This window comes from Pseudomonas sp. NUPR-001 (assembly GCF_052147955.1).
In the GTDB taxonomy this organism is placed as follows: Bacteria; Pseudomonadota; Gammaproteobacteria; order Pseudomonadales; family Pseudomonadaceae; genus Aquipseudomonas.
In genome coordinates this window covers 5,078,253-5,094,409 of the sequence record NZ_CP197353.1, presented here as the reverse complement: position 1 = coordinate 5,094,409, position 16,157 = coordinate 5,078,253, and the positions used below count along the sequence as shown (strand labels likewise).

The following is a 16,157-nucleotide window of genomic DNA, read 5'->3' as shown; positions in this document are numbered from 1 at the left end:
ACGGCCTGGCCAGTCAGTGCCAGCCCGACAGGAGTGTGACATGTCTGAAGTACGTCATTCGCGAGTGATCATCCTGGGTTCCGGCCCTGCCGGTTACAGCGCTGCAGTCTACGCCGCCCGCGCTAACCTCAAGCCGCTGCTGATTACCGGCATGCAGGCGGGTGGCCAGCTGACCACCACCACCGAAGTCGACAACTGGCCGGGCGACGCCCACGGCCTGACCGGCCCGGCACTGATGCAGCGTATGCAAGAACACGCTGAGCGCTTCGAAACTGAGGTGGTTTTCGACCATATCAACGCCGTTGATCTGGCCAGCAAGCCATTCACCCTCAAGGGCGACAGCGCCACTTACACCTGCGACGCCCTGATCATCGCTACCGGTGCCAGCGCTCGCTACCTGGGTCTGCCTTCGGAAGAGTCGTTCATGGGCAAGGGCGTTTCCGCCTGCGCAACTTGCGATGGTTTCTTCTACCGCAACAAGCCAGTGGCCGTAGTGGGTGGTGGCAACACGGCTGTTGAAGAAGCGCTGTACTTGGCCAACATCGCCAGCAAGGTCACCCTGGTTCACCGCCGTGAGACCTTCCGCGCCGAGAAGATCCTGATCGACAAGCTCAACGCCCGCGTTGCCGAAGGCAAGATCGAGCTGAAACTCAACGCCACTCTGGACGAAGTGCTGGGTGACGACATGGGTGTCACCGGTGCGCGTCTGAAGAACAACGACGGCAGCTTCGATGAGATCAAGGTTGACGGCGTGTTTATCGCAATCGGCCACACCCCGAACACTTCGCTGTTCGAAGGCCAGCTGACCCTCAAGGACGGCTACCTGGTGGTCAACGGCGGCCGTGACGGCAACGCTACCGCCACCAACGTTGAAGGTGTGTTTGCCGCAGGTGACGTGGCCGACCACGTTTACCGTCAGGCCATTACTTCGGCCGGTGCGGGTTGCATGGCGGCACTGGACGTAGAGCGTTACCTGGACGGCCTGCAGAACGCCTGATTCTGCTGGAACTGATCGCGGGGCAAGCCCTCTCCTGTGGGGGCGGGCTTGCCCCGCGATGCTTTACAGGCTCAGACGCATAGACAGATCCACCGCCTTCACATCCTTGGTCATGGCACCAATAGAGATGTAGTCCACGCCAGTGTCGGCAATCACCCGCAGGGTGCTTTCATTGACACCCCCACTGGCTTCAAGCTTGGCTTTGCCAGCGTTCAGGCGCACGGCCTCACGCATGTCATCCAGGCTCAACTCGTCGAGCATGATGATGTCGGCACCGGCATCCAGCGCTTGTTTGAGTTCATCCAGGCTTTCCACTTCAACCTCCACCGGTTTACCCGGGGCGATTTTGTGCGCGGCGTTGATGGCCTGGGCAATACCGCCGCTGGCGGCAATGTGGTTTTCCTTGATCAGGAAGGCGTCGAACAGCCCGATGCGGTGGTTGTGGCAGCCGCCACAGGTCACCGCGTACTTCTGTGCCAGGCGCAGGCCGGGCAAGGTTTTGCGGGTGTCGAGCAGTTTCACCTGGGTGTCGGCGACCAGGTCGGCGAGGAACTGCGCACGGGTAGCCACACCGGAGAGCATCTGCAGGAAGTTCAGCGCGCTGCGCTCGCCTGTCAGCAGCGAACGGGCCGGACCTTCGAGGTGGAACAACGGCTGGTTGGCCTTCACCCGATCACCATCCTTTACTTGCCAGTGCACTGCCACGCGCGGATCGAGCTGGCGAAACACGGCGTCGACCCAGGCGCTGCCGGCGATCACGCAGTCATCACGGGTAATGATGGTGGCCTTGGCCAGGCGCTCGGCCGGGATCAACTGGGCGGTGATGTCGCCACTGCCGATGTCTTCCAGCAACGCACGGCGCACGTTGGCTTCGATTTCAGCGGTCAGGTTGGCGAGGCGTAAATTCGGCATGGCGGGCTCCACAAGCTAAGTGCTCGCGATTATAGGGCAGCCTGTGCTGGCGAGTGTCTTGATTTTGCCAGATAATGCGACTTGTATTTGACGTCATGGCTTTGACGATCTGCCGCTCAGTTTCAAGATTACCCTGCAAGGAGTTCGGGATGCACAATGACGGGAAGGTGGTGCCGATCAAGGCAACCATCGATCAGGCGTTCAACGCGCCTCTTGCTCGTCTACCGGTAGTGCTCCTGCAAGTTCGCGACAAAGCCGCATTGCAACTGCGCCAAGGCCTGCAGGCGCTGTTCGACAATGCTGACGATACCCTGTTCGAAATGGCCGACAAGGCCGCCAGCAACAGCGCACAGAACGCCCTGTTCGAAGCGATGCGCGATTTGCGCCACAAACGCATGAACATCGAGCGCGGCTTCCTCGATCGCTTCTATGAGGCGTTCGCGCGCCTCGGCCAGAACGCCCCCACGATTACCGGGGGCTACGCAACGCCTGCACCGGAAAGTAAAGAGGCGCTGGAGCGCACTGCGGCCCTGGAGGTCATGGTCGATCGCGCCCTGACCCGAGATGGCCTCGCGCTTAACCAGTTGACCTTGCGCTTTTCGGCGTTGACCAGTCAGGCGCTGGATGACTTGGGCAATCCGTTGGGGCCGGCCATGCTCTGCGAGTACTTCCTTCAGGCCGGGCGCACCCTGGGGGTTGGCGTCAAGGTCAAGCTGATTATCCTGCAATTGTTCGAGCGCTATGTTCTGCAGGATGCCGATCAGTTATACGCGGAAGCCAATCAACTATTGGTCGCCACCGGTGTGTTGCCGCAGCTCAAGGCAGTGCCGGCGCGGCGTGTTTCGGTGCACCCGGTTGAACGTTCACCGCAATGCGCCCGCCACGGCCAGGGCGGGGCGCCGCAGGCTGAGCTCGATGCCAATGAACAGGCGGTGTTCACCTCGCTGCAGACGCTGCTGTCGAGGGTGCGCGGGCGGGTCGCGCCACGGGTCGAAGCGTGCAATCCGACGCAGCCGATCAGTACTCACGACCTGTTGCGCCTGCTCTCCCACCTGCAACACTACGTACCGCTTGGTGGCGAGGTTGACGACTTCGACCTGCATCAGCAGCTTGAGCAATTACTGACTCGGGTTAGCATGAAGAGCGGCACCTACCGCAAAGTCGAGGGCGTTGATGAGGATGTAATCAACCTGATCGCCATGCTCTTCGACTTCATTCTGGGCGATCACAACCTGCCGCAGTCGTTACGCACCTTGATCGGGCGCATGCAGATTCCGATGCTCAAAGTCGCGGTACTGGATAAAAGCTTCTTCAGCCGCGGCAACCATCCGGCGCGGCGCTTGCTCAATGAGATGGCTACCGCCGCCATGGGCTGGGGCGCCAATGACGATTGTCAGCGCGATGCGCTGTATGTGCGGGTGGAAAAGATCGTGCAACGTCTGCTCAACGACTTTGACGATGATCCGGCGATTTTTTCCGAATTGCTGGCCGAGTTTCTTGCCTTCAACAGTGATGAGCGCCGACGCAATGAACTGCTGGAGCAACGTACCCGCGATGCTGAAGAGGGCCGCGCCCGGGCCCAACTTGCGCGTCAGCGGGTGGAACAGGAAATCAACCGTCGCCTGCTGGGCAAGACATTACCCAAATTTGTGGTGCGCTTGATCGAAGAGGCCTGGAGCCAGACGCTGTTGCTCGCTTGTCTTAAACATGGGGACACCTCGCCCGCTTGGCTGCAGGGGCTGGAAACCATGGATGAGCTGATCTGGAGTGTCGAACTGCACAGCCAACCGCAGGCATTGCGACGCCTGCTGGAGGTGGTACCCGGTCTGCTCAAGGCTTTGCGCGATGGTTTGGCCAGCGCTGCGTTCGATCCGTTTGCCACCCGTGAATTCTTTGCCCAGTTGGAAGCCTTGCACGTTCAGGCGTTCGACAGCCGCTACGCCAGCTTCGAGGCGGTCCCGGAGGAGTCCGAGCGGGTGTTGGTGCTCGACGAAATCGTTCTGGCCTGTCCAGAGCATCCGGCGCCGGTCCAGAGCCCGGTGCGTCTGGCAGATGATGATCCGGCGGTACTGCAAGTGCAGCGCCTGCGTATCGGCAACTGGTTGGAGCTGATCGAAGAGGGTGAGGGGCTGCGCTGCAAACTGATTGCCCGGATCGACAGCACCGACACCTTGATTTTCGCCAACCGCACCGGCCTCAAGGCGCGTGAGTTTTCACCCATGGCACTGGCGGTTGCCTTGCGCCGTGGCAATGCGCGCCTGCTCGACGACACCTTGCTTTTCGACCGGGCGCTGGAGTCAGTGGTCAGTCAGTTGCGCCGCCACCAGGCACGCTAGCGTGCTACACGTTTTACGATGCATCCGCTCACGCCTCGGGGCATACTGGGGCTGTGCTCTTGTACCTCAGGATCTTCTATGCAACTGGACCGCGCTACAGGCTGGTTCGCCGGTATTACCCATTGCCCCTCGCCGAATTTCAATGCCCGTGCCGAAGGCGAGGTTATCTCCCTGCTGGTGATCCACAACATCAGCCTGCCGCCGGCGCAGTTCGCTACCGGTAAGGTCCAGGAGTTTTTCCAGAACCGCCTGGACCCCAATGAACACCCGTATTTTGAAGGGATCAAGCATCTGCGCGTCTCTGCGCATTTTCTCATCGAGCGTGACGGCAAGGTCACTCAGTTCGTTTCTTGCCTGGATCGTGCCTGGCATGCCGGGGTGTCCAGCTTTGCCGGGCGTGAGGCGTGTAACGACTTTTCCATCGGTATCGAGCTTGAAGGCACCGACGAGTTGCCATTTACCGATGCTCAGTACCAGGCTTTGCAGGCGTTGACCCAGCAGATCCAGACTGCCTGGCCGGCCATCGACGCACAACGGATTCAAGGCCACAGCGACATCGCTCCGGGGCGCAAGACCGACCCGGGGCCGGCCTTTGACTGGCCGCGCTATCGTGCGGCCTTGCAAGGAAATGGGGGCGAATCATGAGTTTTCTGGTGTTGTTACTGGTGCTGTGGGTCGAGAAGTTCTCGGCCTTTCGTCAGCAATTGCAACGCGATGGCTTCTTTCGCAGCGAACTGGCGCGCCTGGAGCGCAACAGCAAGGCGCATCCGTGGTGGGTGCTTTCAATCCTGGTACTCGCGCCAGTGCTGTTGCTGGCCATGTTGGATCAAGTGCTGGAACCGGTTGCCTATGGTTTGTTGGCACTCCCGCTGCACTTACTGGTGCTGATCTACAGCCTGGGCCGAGGCGATGTCAAAGCCTCGCTTGGCCCGTTTCGCGATGCCTGGCGGCGGGGCGATGAGCAGGCTGCGGTGCATGTGGCCGAGCGCGATCTGGGCGTGACCGGAGACGATGCTTCTTCGCTGCTGGAACGGGTTCAGGGCCACCTATTGTGGCAAGCCTACCAGAGCTTTTTTGCGGTGATTTTCTGGTATGTGCTGCTGGGGCCTGCCGCGGCGCTGGCCTACCGCTTGCTCGCGCTGACGGCGGAACATTCCCAATCTGCAGCGCTGCGCGAACGTGCCCAGCAATTGCGCCATGCCTTCGACTGGGCACCGGTGCGGGTGCTGGGTGTGAGCTTTGCCTTGGTGGGTAACTTTGTTTCCGTCAGCCGGGTGATGCTGCATGAGCTGTTGCACTGGAACATCCCGGCGGCCCGATTGATCGCAGCGGTCGGTCATGTTGCCGGAGAGATGCCTAAAGGTGCTCCTGCAGGCCCCGAGGGGTTGGTAGGGCTGGATTCACTGTGGGAACTGCTGCTGCGTTCTGCGGTGCTGTGGTACGCCTGCTTCGCCCTGTGGACCGTGCTGGGCTGATCCCTACTACTAATTGTGCGGGCTTGCTGTGGGAGCGGGCTTGCCCCGCGATTGCGGTGTGTCTGTTGGATCGCAATCGCGGGGCAAGCCCGCTCCTACACGCAGATTTTTTGCTGCTTAACCTTAAGTTACAAAACCCCGTTCCGATATGCGCTATACAGAGGCTGGTGAAAAACATCAGTGGCCTAGTGCCATTGTGCGCGCAGAACAATAAGAATCGGAGGGGACTGCCCGTGAAGAGCCTGTTGTATCCGGCCATCGCGCTGATGAATCGTTTGAGCTTCGGGATGAAGTTCAGCCTGATTAGTATTCTGTTTTTCCTGCCCATGCTGGTGACCAACTTTTATCTGGTCCGCGACTCCTACGCACAGTTCCGAGCAACCCAGGTCGAGTTGCAGAGCCTTGCGCTGCTCAACAGCAGCCTGGCCTTGCGAGGTGATCTGGAGGCCCTGGGTAGCCTGGTGCAGATCAATGCCGTGCTCGGGCAGTCGGGGAAGGCAGCGGATCTGGAATCGCAGATATCGCGCCTCCAACAACAGGTGCAGAGCCGCCTCGCCGGGCTCAACGCCGTGACCGTTGATGAGCAACAGGCCGCAGATTTTCGTGCCAAGCGCGACGAAATGCTCAGCGTGCTCAAGACCGCGCAGGCGGAGTCTTCACTGACAAGCAAGGTTGCCCACCTGGACAAACTGTTAGGCCAGGCCCAGGTGCTGAGCAAATTGATCGCCAGCCATGCCGGCCTTAATCAGGACAGCGACCCGGTGATTCGCCAACTCACTGAGTTGATGACCACTGTCACCCCGGAGGTGACCCAGATACTCGGTGACGGCCGGGCCATGGGCGCTTATTCGCTGGGCCAGGGCTTTCTCAATTCGGCGACCAGTACGCGTTTTGAAGATGTGTTGCAGCGTCTGGACAAACTCGCCGCCAACTACGCACTCAAGGTCGAAGATGCATTGGCCAGCGATCCTGCTGCAAACGTGCAACTCGGTACCTTGGCCGCTGCCAGCCAGGCGTCGTTGAAGCGGGCGGGCGAGATGATCGAAGAGCAGGTGGTCATGGCCGACACCCTCGACGCGCCCTGGTCTGCGTTTTATCAGCAGGTCAGCAACCTGATGGCGCAGACCTATGCGCTGAACACTGCCACTGGCGAATTCCTCGACCAGCAATTGCAGCAGCGCCTGGGCAAGCATCAGTTGCACATGGTGCTGCTGGTATCGGCCCTGGCCGCTGTATTTTTGCTGATTGTCTACCTGTACGGCGGCTTCTACGCCTCAACCCGGCATACCCTGAAAACCCTCGGTGCGGTGATGGACAAGGTTGCGGCCGGCGACATGACCGTGAATTTTCGCGCCAACAGCCGCGATGAGCTGGGGGAGTTGGGCCAGGTGTTCAACGGCACAGTGCAGCGCATCCATGACCTGATCGAGCAGGTGGGGCGCACGGTGCTAGAGGTGGAGCGCCAGACCGAGCAGGTGCATGCAGTATCGGCACGCAGCAATCAGGCGGTCAGCGGCCAGCGTGGGCAGATCGAACAGGTGGCTACGGCCATGAACCAGATGTCGGCGACCGCCCAGGAGGTGGCGCGCAGCGCCGCCGCTGCGGTCAACAGTGCCCATAGCGTCAATCAGGAAACCGTCAGTGGTCGTGGTCTGGTCGAGTCCCAGCAGGGGAATATCGTGCGCCTGGCCGGGGAAATCGATCAATCGGTGGAGGTGATCAACCAGCTGGCCAGTGACAGCCAGGCGATCAGCCGCGTGCTTGAGGTGATCAAGAGCATCGCTGAGCAGACCAATCTACTCGCTCTCAATGCGGCCATCGAAGCCGCACGCGCCGGCGAGCAGGGACGTGGTTTTGCGGTGGTGGCCGATGAGGTGCGGACCCTGGCCAAGCGTACCCAGCATTCAACCGAAGAAATCGAGCAGATGATTTCCCGGCTGCACAATGGTGTCGGTGCGGCGGTCAAGGCCATGGACGCCAGCCATCAGGTGGCGGCTGGCACCGTCGAGCAGTCACAGCAGGTACAGCAGGCGCTGGAGAACATCCTCGGCGCAGTCGGCAGTATCGTTGACCAGAACCAGCAGATCGCTGCTGCAGTGGAACAACAAACTGCCGTGGCTCAGGACATTGACCAGAACATCGTCGAAATCAATCGCGCCGCCGAACACACCACCCAGGGCGCGCATCAAACCGAGGATGCCAGCCGCCAGTTGTCAGCCCAGGTGATGGAATTGAAGCGCTTGATCAGTGCATTTAGAGTCTGAGGCAGCGGTTGCTGAAGTTTTCCACGCTGTGACAAAGTAGCGCCCTGAAGGATTCCGGGGAGTCGGATGTGTCGGCAACGCTGCGGGTGTAGTCTCACCCTCACAGCAACGGAACCTCGAGTCCTCGCGATTCGGCTCCCTCAGCATATTCACTGAAGAGGTACAGACATTGGCCATCATCCATCCTAAAGTTCGCGGTTTTATCTGCACCACTACGCATCCGACCGGTTGCGAGCTGAACGTACGTGATCAGATCGAAGCCACCCGCAAGCTGGGCGTGCGCAAGGATGGTCCGAAAAAGGTCCTGGTGATCGGCGCTTCCAGCGGTTATGGCCTGGCGGCACGTATCACTGCGGCATTCGGTTTTGGCGCTGACACCCTGGGCGTGTTCTTCGAAAAACCGGGCACTGAAACCAAAGCCGGTACCGCTGGCTGGTACAACGCTGCTGCTTTCGACAAGTTCGCCAAGCAAGAAGGCCTGTACAGCAAGTCGATCAATGGTGACGCCTTCTCTGACGAAGCACGCGCCAAGGTTATCGAGCTGATCAAAAACGAAATGGGCGGCCAGGTTGACCTGGTGATCTACTCGCTGGCATCGCCAGTGCGCAAGCTGCCGAAGACTGGTGAACTGGTGCGTTCGGCACTCAAGCCGATCGGCGAGCCGTACAAGTCGACCGCTATCGACACCAACAAAGACACGATCATCGAAGCGGCCATCGAACCCGCTACCGAGCAAGAAATTGCTGACACTGTGACCGTCATGGGTGGTCAGGATTGGGAGCTGTGGATCGATGCCCTGAATGAAGCAGGCGTGCTGGCACCGCAAGCTCGCACCGTAGCCTTCAGCTACATCGGCACCGAGATCACCTGGCCAATCTACTGGCACGGTGCGCTGGGCAAAGCCAAGCAGGATCTGGACGAAACTGCCAAGCGTCTCGGCACGAAGGTTGGTGGTTCTGCTAACGTTGCTGTGCTCAAGTCGGTTGTGACTCAAGCCAGCTCGGCCATCCCGGTAATGCCGCTGTACCTGTCGATGGTCTTCAAGATCATGAAAGAGAAGAAGGTCCACGAAGGTACTCAAGACCAGCTCGACCGCATGTTCCGTGATCGTATGTACCGTGAAGACGGCAAACCAGTAGAGCTGGACAGCGAAGGCCGTCTGCGTCTGGACGACTGGGAACTGCGTGATGACGTGCAGGATGCCTGCAAGGCCCTGTGGCCTAAGGTGACCACCGAGAACCTGTTTGAATTGACCGACTACGCCGGTTACAAAAAGCAGTTCCTCAACCTGTTCGGCTTCGAGCGTGCGGATGTCGACTATGACGCCGACGTTGCCACTGACGTACAGTTCGACTGCATCGAGCTGTAATCACCCCTGTCCACCCCCGCTGCGTTCGCGCGGCGGGAGTGACTGTTTGAGGTTTCCCTATGAGCAGCCTCGAAACATTTCCCCCTTTGCCAGCCGCCAGCAACACCGCGTGCGCTTTTCAAGAGCGTGCAGGCGATGGCTACCTGCTGGGTGGCTTTTGTTGGCGCCATGAGCTGCCAGACACCACCCGCCCGGTTGTGATCATCAACGCCGCAACCTCGGTGCGTTGCAGCTATTACGCGCGATTTGCCCAGTATCTGTTCAGCCACGGCTTCGATGTCATGACCTATGACTATCGCGGCATCGGTGAGTCGCGCCCAGCCTCCATGCGTCATTTCAACGCCTCCTGGACTGATTGGGGGGCGCTGGATTTCGAGGCCATGGTGCAGCGCGCGGTGCGCGAGTTTCCCGGGCAGCCGATTGATGTCGTCGGTCACAGCTTCGGTGGCTGCGCGGCGGGGCTGGCGGCGTCGTCAGTTCAGGTGCGCAGGCTGGTAACCGTGGGGGCACAGTTCGCTTACTGGCGGGACTATGCCGCCGACAGTCGCTGGCAACTGTTGGGCAAATGGCACCTGGTGATGCCCTTGCTGACGCGGGTGTTTGGCTATTTTCCGGGCAAGCGCCTGGGCTGGCTGGAGGACACGCCTGCAGGCGTGGTACAGGATTGGACGACCAGGACCGCAACCTATGAGCTGCGCCCCAGCGCGAAAACGGTGGCGGACTTGCCGTTTGCCCGGGTCAAAGCACAAACCCTGGCGATCAGCCTGACCGATGACCCTTTCGGTACGATCCCGGCGATCGAACGTTTACTGGGCTACTTCACATCCAGCGACCGTAGCCATCTGCGTATCGCACCTGACGATATCGATGTGGCGCAGATTGGCCATTTCGCTTTTTTCCACAACCGCTTCCAGCAACGGCTCTGGCCAATTGCCCTGCAGTGGTTGCAGCAGGGGCAACTGGCCGACGACACGCCAGGATGCCTGACGGCGTTTAGCGAGCCTTGAGTGGCTGCTCGGCAAATTTCACTGCGCTCAGGCCGTGTTTGATCAGGGCGCGGATGTTGGCGTGGTCGCTACCTTCAGGGGTAGCCAGCACCGAGCGGTAATGCTCGCCAAAGGCCAGCAGCGCTTCTTCAGTGCTCAGGCCTTCAAGCAGCGCCAGGCCCAGGGTCTTGCAGGAGCCTTCGTTCTGCCCGGCAGCGCTTTCTACGCCACCGTTGTTGAACGCTTGCGGCTGGTAGTCGTAGTGGGCGGCGATAAAGGCCAGGGTGTCGGCGAATTGATGTTCGCCCGATTTCAGGCTGCTGCGCAGGGTGTTCAGATCAGACATTGGGTTTTCCTTTGGCGAACGCCGCTTGCTGTTCGGCGCTGGCTTCTTTCTGGTATTGGGCTTTCCAATCGGCGTACGGCATGCCGTAGACCACTTCGCGGGCCTCGTCCATGCTCAGCTCGATCTGACGCTCATCGGCAGCGGCCTTGTACCACTTGGACAGGCAGTTTCGGCAGAAGCCGGAGAGGTTCATCAGGTCAATGTTCTGCACATCCTTGCGGCTGTCCAGATGAGCTACCAGACGGCGAAACGCCGCCGCTTCGAGCTCGAGTTTCTGTTGGTCGTTCATGGTCGTTCTCGTCACAAAGATGCGTCAGTCTACCGCGATGCGGCTTTTCAGGTGGCGGCCACCGTTGATCACCACATTGCTGCCGGTGCTGTATTGGCTTTCGAGCAGAAACTGCACGGCCTCGATCAGAGGCTGCGCGCCAGGCTCGAATTCCAGCAGGGCCTTTTTCAGGGTTTGCTTGCGGTAGGCTTCATCGCTGTTCTCCTTGAGAATCAGCAGCCCTGGCAAGATGGCGTTGACCCTGACCTTTGGTGCGTACTTTTCGGCAAATGACAGCACCATGTTCTGCAATGCGGCCTTGGTGGCGGCGTAGCCAATGTGGCTCTTGCTGCCGCGCGAAGAGGTCTCGTCGCAGATGTGGATGATGTCGGCCTTGTCCATTTTCAGCAGTTGCTCGCCCAGCGCCAGGTTCAGGTGGTAGGGCGCTTCGACGTGCAGTTTGAACATGGTGTTGAGGTTGGCCAGGTCATCATCGAGCCACAGTGAGGCGTTGTGGACGATGGCGCGCAGGCCGTCATAGTGGTTTTGCAGGTGTTCGATCAGGGCCAGGCGGTCGTCTTCCCGGCACAGGTCGGCCTGGAACTGGATGATGTTGGGGTGGGCCGCCTCAGGGCTTTTGCTTCGGCTGGCGCTGACCACGGTATGGCCGGCCTGCGCCAGGTTCACGGCCAGCGCCAGTCCGACTCGCTGGCTGGCTCCGGTGACAAGAATTGGGCTGTTCATGGTGGGGGCGGTCAACTTTTTCAGGTTCTTTTCAGGTAGCCCCCAGCATACCCGAACTAGGCGGGGTTGCGCGCACCCTGCGGCCCGGGGCGGCGCGCCGGGGTATTGAGCCAATTGGCCAGCAAACGGGTCGACAGCGGAATGAAGAAGTACACCATCAACGGCGTGAGCCCCAGCGTGCTGAGCAAGATTCTCGGCACCAGTTCGAGAGCGCTCAACCAGTGACCGAACAGCAGATTGAACAGTAACGAGACCGGAAAGAACGCCAGCCAAATTGCCACCGCTTGTTTCCAGCGCGGTGGGCGCTGCACCGGATTGGTGCCAAACCAGCCGTCCAGGCCACTGGCGCGTAGTTCCAGCGGTTGTTCGAACAGGCCATTGCCGCGGCTCAGCCAGGCCTTGCGCGATGCCGAGTGCTCCCAGGCCTGCATGGTCTGCTCGTTGGTGAAGCGGAAGATGATCTGGAATTCATCGCCTTGGGGCGGTGGGGCCAGGACGCCGGAGCCCAGGTAGCCGGTGAAGTCGGTGGCCAGCTGTTCGCCTTCGTGCAGCCAGCTCATGAGGTCTTGATAGCGGCCGGCAGCGACGCGGCGTGTCACCATCAAGGTAACCGGAGGGGTAGACATTGTGTATCTCCTGGCAACTGGGCGTGGCGGGTGGCCTGCCCATGAAATGCGTCCGGGGTGGTGGACGGCATCTGCTTGCATGCAAAAATCGGGCGCAGATTATTCCTGAATTAACCTGACTCGTCAGTGCTGACGTCATACCTGCTCAAAGAAATGGGCGTGGTCGCTCTCCCGTTGCCCAGAGTAGAATGGGCCACGTCCCCCAAATATCGTGGTTTTCCGGCAATGCTTGAACCTGCCCAGCCTTCGTTGAGTCCTGGCGACCTCAATCACGAGGAACTCTTCCCCATTCGCGAAGTGTCGCGTTTGACCGGTATCAACCCGGTCACCTTGCGGGCTTGGGAGCGTCGTTATGGGCTGATTCAGCCAACACGCACCGAAAGTGGGCATCGCCTGTATTCTCACGCCGATATTGAAGAAGTCCGCACCATTTTGGGTTGGATCGAGCGGGGCGTGGCGGTCAGCAAGGTCGGCAAAGTGCTTGCCCGCAGCCAAAGCCTGAAACCGCAATCCGAGCCTGTATCTATCCAGGCTTGTGTGGGTGACTACAAACAATGGCAGTTGCAACTGCGCCAGGCCGTCAGAGCGTTTGACGCGCAGCGCCTGGAACAGGTTTACGGCCAGGTGTTCAGCAGCTACCCGTTGGTAGTGGCGTTCCAGGACATCTTTTTGCCGGTGTGGCAGGAGCTTCGCAGTACCAAAGAAGCCTTTGGCCATTTCAGCGAATGGCTGTTTCTCGACGGATTTCTGCGTGGGCGTGTGTTGCAGCGGCTGCAACTCTCTGCCGAACAGCAAGAAGTCAGGGTGTTGCTCGCGGCGATCCCTGGCCATTGCCGTGAGCTGGAGTTGTTGGTCGCGGCATTGCTGTTGGGGAGCAGCGATATCGGCGTGACAGTGTTAGGCCTGGGTCAGCCTGTAGAAGAGCTGGGCCTGGTGTGTGAGCGCATGACGCCCCACGCACTGGTGCTGTTCTCAAACCACCCGCCAGCGCAAGATCTGCCCAAGCGCCTGGCCCGCCTGGCCTTGACTGTGGAATGCCCCGTGCTGTTGGCCGGGGAGGCCGCCGACCTGGCCCAGGATAGTTTGATCGGTTCGCAAGTGGCTTGCCTGGGCAGCGAAGGTCGTTTGATGCGCCGACGCTTGCAGCAATACCTGGCCGGTCACCTGGACAGCTGAGGGTGTAACTCCGGATGGGCCTGACGATGGGCCTGGAGAATGTACTCGCGCAGCCGTTCGATTTCTGACGGCTGACTGCCACTCAGGTTGTAGGCCGCCAGGTTGCGGCCGGTGCGGCGCTGCAGCACGCCGTGCAGGGCAATCGGGGCGCAATGATCCGGTGCGAACCAGAGGTCGAAGCGGCTCGGTGGTTTGGGCTGATCACGTACTTCCAGCAACACGCCCTTGAACGAAATTTCCCGCACCCACAGGCCGGTACTCAGGCCCAGCTCATCTTCCAGCGCCAGCGGCGTTGCCAGGGTCAGGCGCCATGGCCGCACCATCGGGCCTTCTTCGTAGATGTGCGGTGCACCCAGTTGCAACTGCAGGGAATGGAACTCGTCTTCGACCAGGTGCAGGGGAAAGGTCATCTGGTGGTTATCGAACTGCGCCTGCAAGGTGACCTGTTCCTGGGCAATCAATTGCGTCAGCAGGCTTTTGATTTCGCTGCCAGCATTGACCATCAGGCGCGACAACGACTCAGCCGACGCGGGCTGTGGGGCGTGCTGCATGGACCTGATGAAATCCAACTCATCCTGGGTCAGGAGGGCGTTTGCTTGCATGGTCGAACTCGAACGTGTCAGTCGTGAATGCGTTTCGTCACCGTCATGGACAACCATTCGGTGGTTTAGTTTTACCGTTGGTCGTTTTCTAGTTCAGCAATGCGTGCCCGTGCCTGCGCCAGCTCGATTTCCAATTGCTTTACCCGCTGTTCGGCCTCGACCTGACGGCTGACATCTTTCTGGATGCCGATGAAATACTTCAGTTGGTCGGCCTCGTTGACCACCGGAGTAATGGACAGCTCATTCCAGAATACGCTGCCGTCCTTGCGGTAGTTGCGCAGGATTTCCCGGCTTGGCTGGCCGCTCTTGATCGCGGCACGGATCGCATCGCGTGCGGCCTGATCACGGTCATCGTTCTGCAAAAAGCGGCAGTCGCGGTAGAGGATGTCGTTGGCCTCATAGCCGGTCAGGCGTTCAAATGCCGGATTCACGTAGATCAAGATGGTGTCGTCATCGCCTTCCTGTTCGGCGACCACAATGCCGTCGTTGGAGGCATCAATCATGCGTTGCAGCAGTTGGGCGTTGATCATCGGCAGGGTTCGCAAGGTAGTCGGTTAGGCGCGCTGGCTGATTCTAGAGGATTGGTCTGGGGCTCACACGTGAAGAATGCGGCCTTTTGCCAGTGTCCGATGCTAGTATCCTACGTTTTTACTCAGTTTCGGAATCTACTATGAAAGTCGCTATCCTTTCCGGGTCGGTCTACGGTACGGCCGAAGAAGTCGCACGGCATGCCGAGGCACTGCTCAAGGCCGCAGGTTTCGAGGCCTGGCACGCTGCCCGCGCGACCTTGCAAGACCTCCAGGGCTTTGCCCCCGAAGCCTTCCTGGCCGTGACTTCGACCACCGGTATGGGTGAGCTGCCCGACAACCTGATGCCGCTGTTCAGCGAAATACGTGATCGGTTGCCAGCCGCCTGGCGCGGGCTGCCGGGTGCGGTGATTGGCCTGGGCGATTCCAGCTATGGCGACACCTTCTGTGGCGGTGGCGAGCAAATGCGCGAACTGTTCGCCGAACTGGGCATCAACGAGGTGCAGCCAATGTTGCGCCTGGATGCCAGCGAAACAGTCACCCCGGAAACTGACGCCGAGCCGTGGCTAGCTGAGCTGATCGGCAACCTGCGCGGCTGATCAGCCCGGCTGCGGTTGCTCGCGTAGCAGCTGCAGCCAGGCTTGGGCGGCACGCGACAGGTAGGCGCCCTGGCGCCAGATGAAAGCGATGTCCCAACGCAAGTCTGCGGGTTCGCTCAATTCCAGGCGAACCACCCCCGGGCGCTCCAGGCCCCGCGCCACCACGCGGGGCAGCAACACCACACCCTGGCCGGCAGCGACCAGCGCTGCGAGAAAGTCAGCCTGGCCGCTGCGCCCACCTTCGCGTGGGGTGAACCCCAACTGCTGACAGGCACTGAGCAGCCGATCATTGAGCACGAAGCTGCGTTGATACAGCAGAAACGGCGTATCGGCCAACTGCGCCAGGCTGATCTGGCCATTATTGGCCAGTGGGTGATCGATCGGCAGTAGCGCATCCAGTGCTTCATTGCAAAATGGCTGGAAGGCAAACGCCGGATCGTTCGGCGTCAAGCTGCCACCCAGTTCCAGTTCGCCGCTCAATACCGCCTGCTCGACGCTGCGGCTACCGCCTTCAAGCAAATGAATGCTGATGTTCGGATAACGCCGCCGGTATTCGGCAAACAGTCCGGCAAACAGCGCATCGCTGCCCAGCAAAGGCAGGCCCAGGCGCAGTTCACCACGGCCCAGATGGCTGAGGTCATCGAGTTCGTTTCTCAGTTCCTGGCGCAGACGCAACAGGGTTTCGCCGCGTTCCAGCACGATCTTTCCGGCGTCTGTCAGGTGCAGTTGCGATCCCTGTCGATCAAGCAGTACCACGCCCAGGTCCTGTTCCAGCTGAGCCACTTGCTTGCTCACCGCTGACTGACTGATGTTCAGGGTTTGCGATGCCTGGGTGAAGCCGCCGTGGCGGACCACTTCAACGAAGCTGCGCAGCTGTTTGAATTCCATGATCGAAATTCCATTGTGGAATGGAAGCTAGTCTAACAATTC

General features: G+C 60.1%; 17 protein-coding genes and 1 pseudogene. 10 read left to right on the top strand and 8 right to left on the bottom strand.

Annotated elements, in window-relative coordinates:
- Positions 1-40: 40 nt before the first annotated feature.
- Positions 41-997, top strand: a complete 957-nt coding sequence (gene trxB / locus ACP6KB_RS23450; protein WP_442109662.1) for a thioredoxin-disulfide reductase — start codon at positions 41-43, stop codon at positions 995-997.
- A 63-nt stretch (positions 998-1,060) separates the two neighbouring features.
- Here the strand turns inward: trxB and nadC are convergent, their stop codons facing one another.
- Positions 1,061-1,909, bottom strand: coding sequence for a carboxylating nicotinate-nucleotide diphosphorylase (gene nadC / locus ACP6KB_RS23445; RefSeq protein ID WP_442109661.1), 849 nt, complete (start codon positions 1,907-1,909; stop codon positions 1,061-1,063).
- Positions 1,910-2,058: 149 nt separating this feature from the next.
- Between nadC and ACP6KB_RS23440 the strand changes: the two genes are divergently transcribed.
- The 7 genes and pseudogenes from ACP6KB_RS23440 to ACP6KB_RS23410 all read left to right on the top strand — a co-directional run bounded on the left by ACP6KB_RS23440 (position 2,059) and on the right by ACP6KB_RS23410 (position 10,360).
- The gene (locus tag ACP6KB_RS23440; protein WP_442109659.1) at positions 2,059-4,245 is read left to right on the top strand and encodes a DUF1631 domain-containing protein; all 2,187 of its coding nucleotides are present in this window, start codon (positions 2,059-2,061) and stop codon (positions 4,243-4,245) included.
- Between the two features lie 78 nt (positions 4,246-4,323).
- Positions 4,324-4,890 carry a 1,6-anhydro-N-acetylmuramyl-L-alanine amidase AmpD gene (gene ampD / locus ACP6KB_RS23435; protein WP_442109657.1) on the top strand — a complete coding sequence of 189 codons (567 nt, stop codon included), beginning with the start codon at positions 4,324-4,326 and terminating at the stop codon, positions 4,888-4,890.
- Positions 4,887-5,720 carry a regulatory signaling modulator protein AmpE gene (gene ampE, locus ACP6KB_RS23430; RefSeq protein WP_442109655.1) on the top strand — a complete coding sequence of 278 codons (834 nt, stop codon included), beginning with the start codon at positions 4,887-4,889 and terminating at the stop codon, positions 5,718-5,720. The genes ampD and ampE overlap by 4 nt, the downstream gene beginning before the upstream one ends.
- 266 nt (positions 5,721-5,986) lie before the next feature.
- Positions 5,987-7,129: pseudogene (locus tag ACP6KB_RS23425) on the top strand (HAMP domain-containing protein); the annotation flags it as partial.
- A 141-nt stretch (positions 7,130-7,270) separates the two neighbouring features.
- Positions 7,271-7,984 (top strand): methyl-accepting chemotaxis protein, encoded by a 714-nt coding sequence (locus ACP6KB_RS23420; RefSeq protein WP_442114367.1) that lies wholly within the window; start codon positions 7,271-7,273, stop codon positions 7,982-7,984.
- Between the two features lie 169 nt (positions 7,985-8,153).
- The gene (gene fabV / locus ACP6KB_RS23415) at positions 8,154-9,353 is read left to right on the top strand and encodes an enoyl-ACP reductase FabV (protein WP_442109653.1); all 1,200 of its coding nucleotides are present in this window, start codon (positions 8,154-8,156) and stop codon (positions 9,351-9,353) included.
- A gap of 59 nt (positions 9,354-9,412) precedes the next feature.
- The gene (locus ACP6KB_RS23410) at positions 9,413-10,360 is read left to right on the top strand and encodes an alpha/beta hydrolase family protein (protein ID WP_442109651.1); all 948 of its coding nucleotides are present in this window, start codon (positions 9,413-9,415) and stop codon (positions 10,358-10,360) included.
- Here the strand turns inward: ACP6KB_RS23410 and ACP6KB_RS23405 are convergent.
- Genes ACP6KB_RS23405 through ACP6KB_RS23390 form a run of 4 tightly spaced genes read right to left on the bottom strand, consistent with a single transcriptional unit; the run spans position 10,347 to position 12,323 of the window.
- Complete coding sequence (locus tag ACP6KB_RS23405) at positions 10,347-10,685, bottom strand: HopJ type III effector protein (protein ID WP_442109649.1); 339 nt, start codon at positions 10,683-10,685, stop codon at positions 10,347-10,349. The genes ACP6KB_RS23410 and ACP6KB_RS23405 overlap by 14 nt on opposite strands.
- The gene (locus ACP6KB_RS23400) at positions 10,678-10,974 is read right to left on the bottom strand and encodes a DUF1244 domain-containing protein (protein WP_442109647.1); all 297 of its coding nucleotides are present in this window, start codon (positions 10,972-10,974) and stop codon (positions 10,678-10,680) included. Before ACP6KB_RS23400 ends, ACP6KB_RS23405 begins: the two co-directional genes overlap by 8 nt.
- Positions 10,975-10,998: 24 nt before the next feature.
- Entirely contained in the window at positions 10,999-11,697 is a 699-nt protein-coding gene (folM, locus tag ACP6KB_RS23395; RefSeq protein ID WP_442109645.1) for a dihydromonapterin reductase, read from the bottom strand.
- A gap of 56 nt (positions 11,698-11,753) precedes the next feature.
- On the bottom strand, positions 11,754-12,323 hold the full coding sequence (locus ACP6KB_RS23390) for an antibiotic biosynthesis monooxygenase (protein ID WP_442109643.1): 570 nt from the start codon (positions 12,321-12,323) through the stop codon (positions 11,754-11,756).
- 225 nt (positions 12,324-12,548) lie between these two features.
- Between ACP6KB_RS23390 and ACP6KB_RS23385 the strand changes: the two genes are divergently transcribed.
- A complete protein-coding gene (locus ACP6KB_RS23385; protein ID WP_442109641.1) occupies positions 12,549-13,499 on the top strand; it encodes a MerR family transcriptional regulator in 951 nt (316 codons plus the stop codon).
- Here ACP6KB_RS23385 and ACP6KB_RS23380 read toward each other — a convergent pair.
- Both ACP6KB_RS23380 and ACP6KB_RS23375 read right to left on the bottom strand, forming a co-directional pair.
- Positions 13,484-14,101 (bottom strand): hypothetical protein, encoded by a 618-nt coding sequence (locus ACP6KB_RS23380; RefSeq protein WP_442109639.1) that lies wholly within the window; start codon positions 14,099-14,101, stop codon positions 13,484-13,486. The two genes, ACP6KB_RS23385 and ACP6KB_RS23380, sit on opposite strands and share 16 nt — an antisense overlap.
- Before the next feature lie 71 nt (positions 14,102-14,172).
- Positions 14,173-14,631: a PAS domain-containing protein gene (locus ACP6KB_RS23375; RefSeq protein ID WP_442109637.1), complete on the bottom strand. Its 459-nt coding sequence runs from the start codon at positions 14,629-14,631 to the stop codon at positions 14,173-14,175.
- Positions 14,632-14,771: 140 nt separating this feature from the next.
- On the opposite strand from ACP6KB_RS23375, the gene ACP6KB_RS23370 reads away from it, so the two are divergent.
- Positions 14,772-15,227 carry a flavodoxin gene (locus tag ACP6KB_RS23370; RefSeq protein ID WP_442109636.1) on the top strand — a complete coding sequence of 152 codons (456 nt, stop codon included), beginning with the start codon at positions 14,772-14,774 and terminating at the stop codon, positions 15,225-15,227.
- On the opposite strand, the gene ACP6KB_RS23365 is transcribed toward ACP6KB_RS23370, so the two are convergent.
- Positions 15,228-16,115, bottom strand: coding sequence for a LysR family transcriptional regulator (locus ACP6KB_RS23365; RefSeq protein ID WP_442109634.1), 888 nt, complete (start codon positions 16,113-16,115; stop codon positions 15,228-15,230).
- Positions 16,116-16,157: the final 42 nt, after the last annotated feature.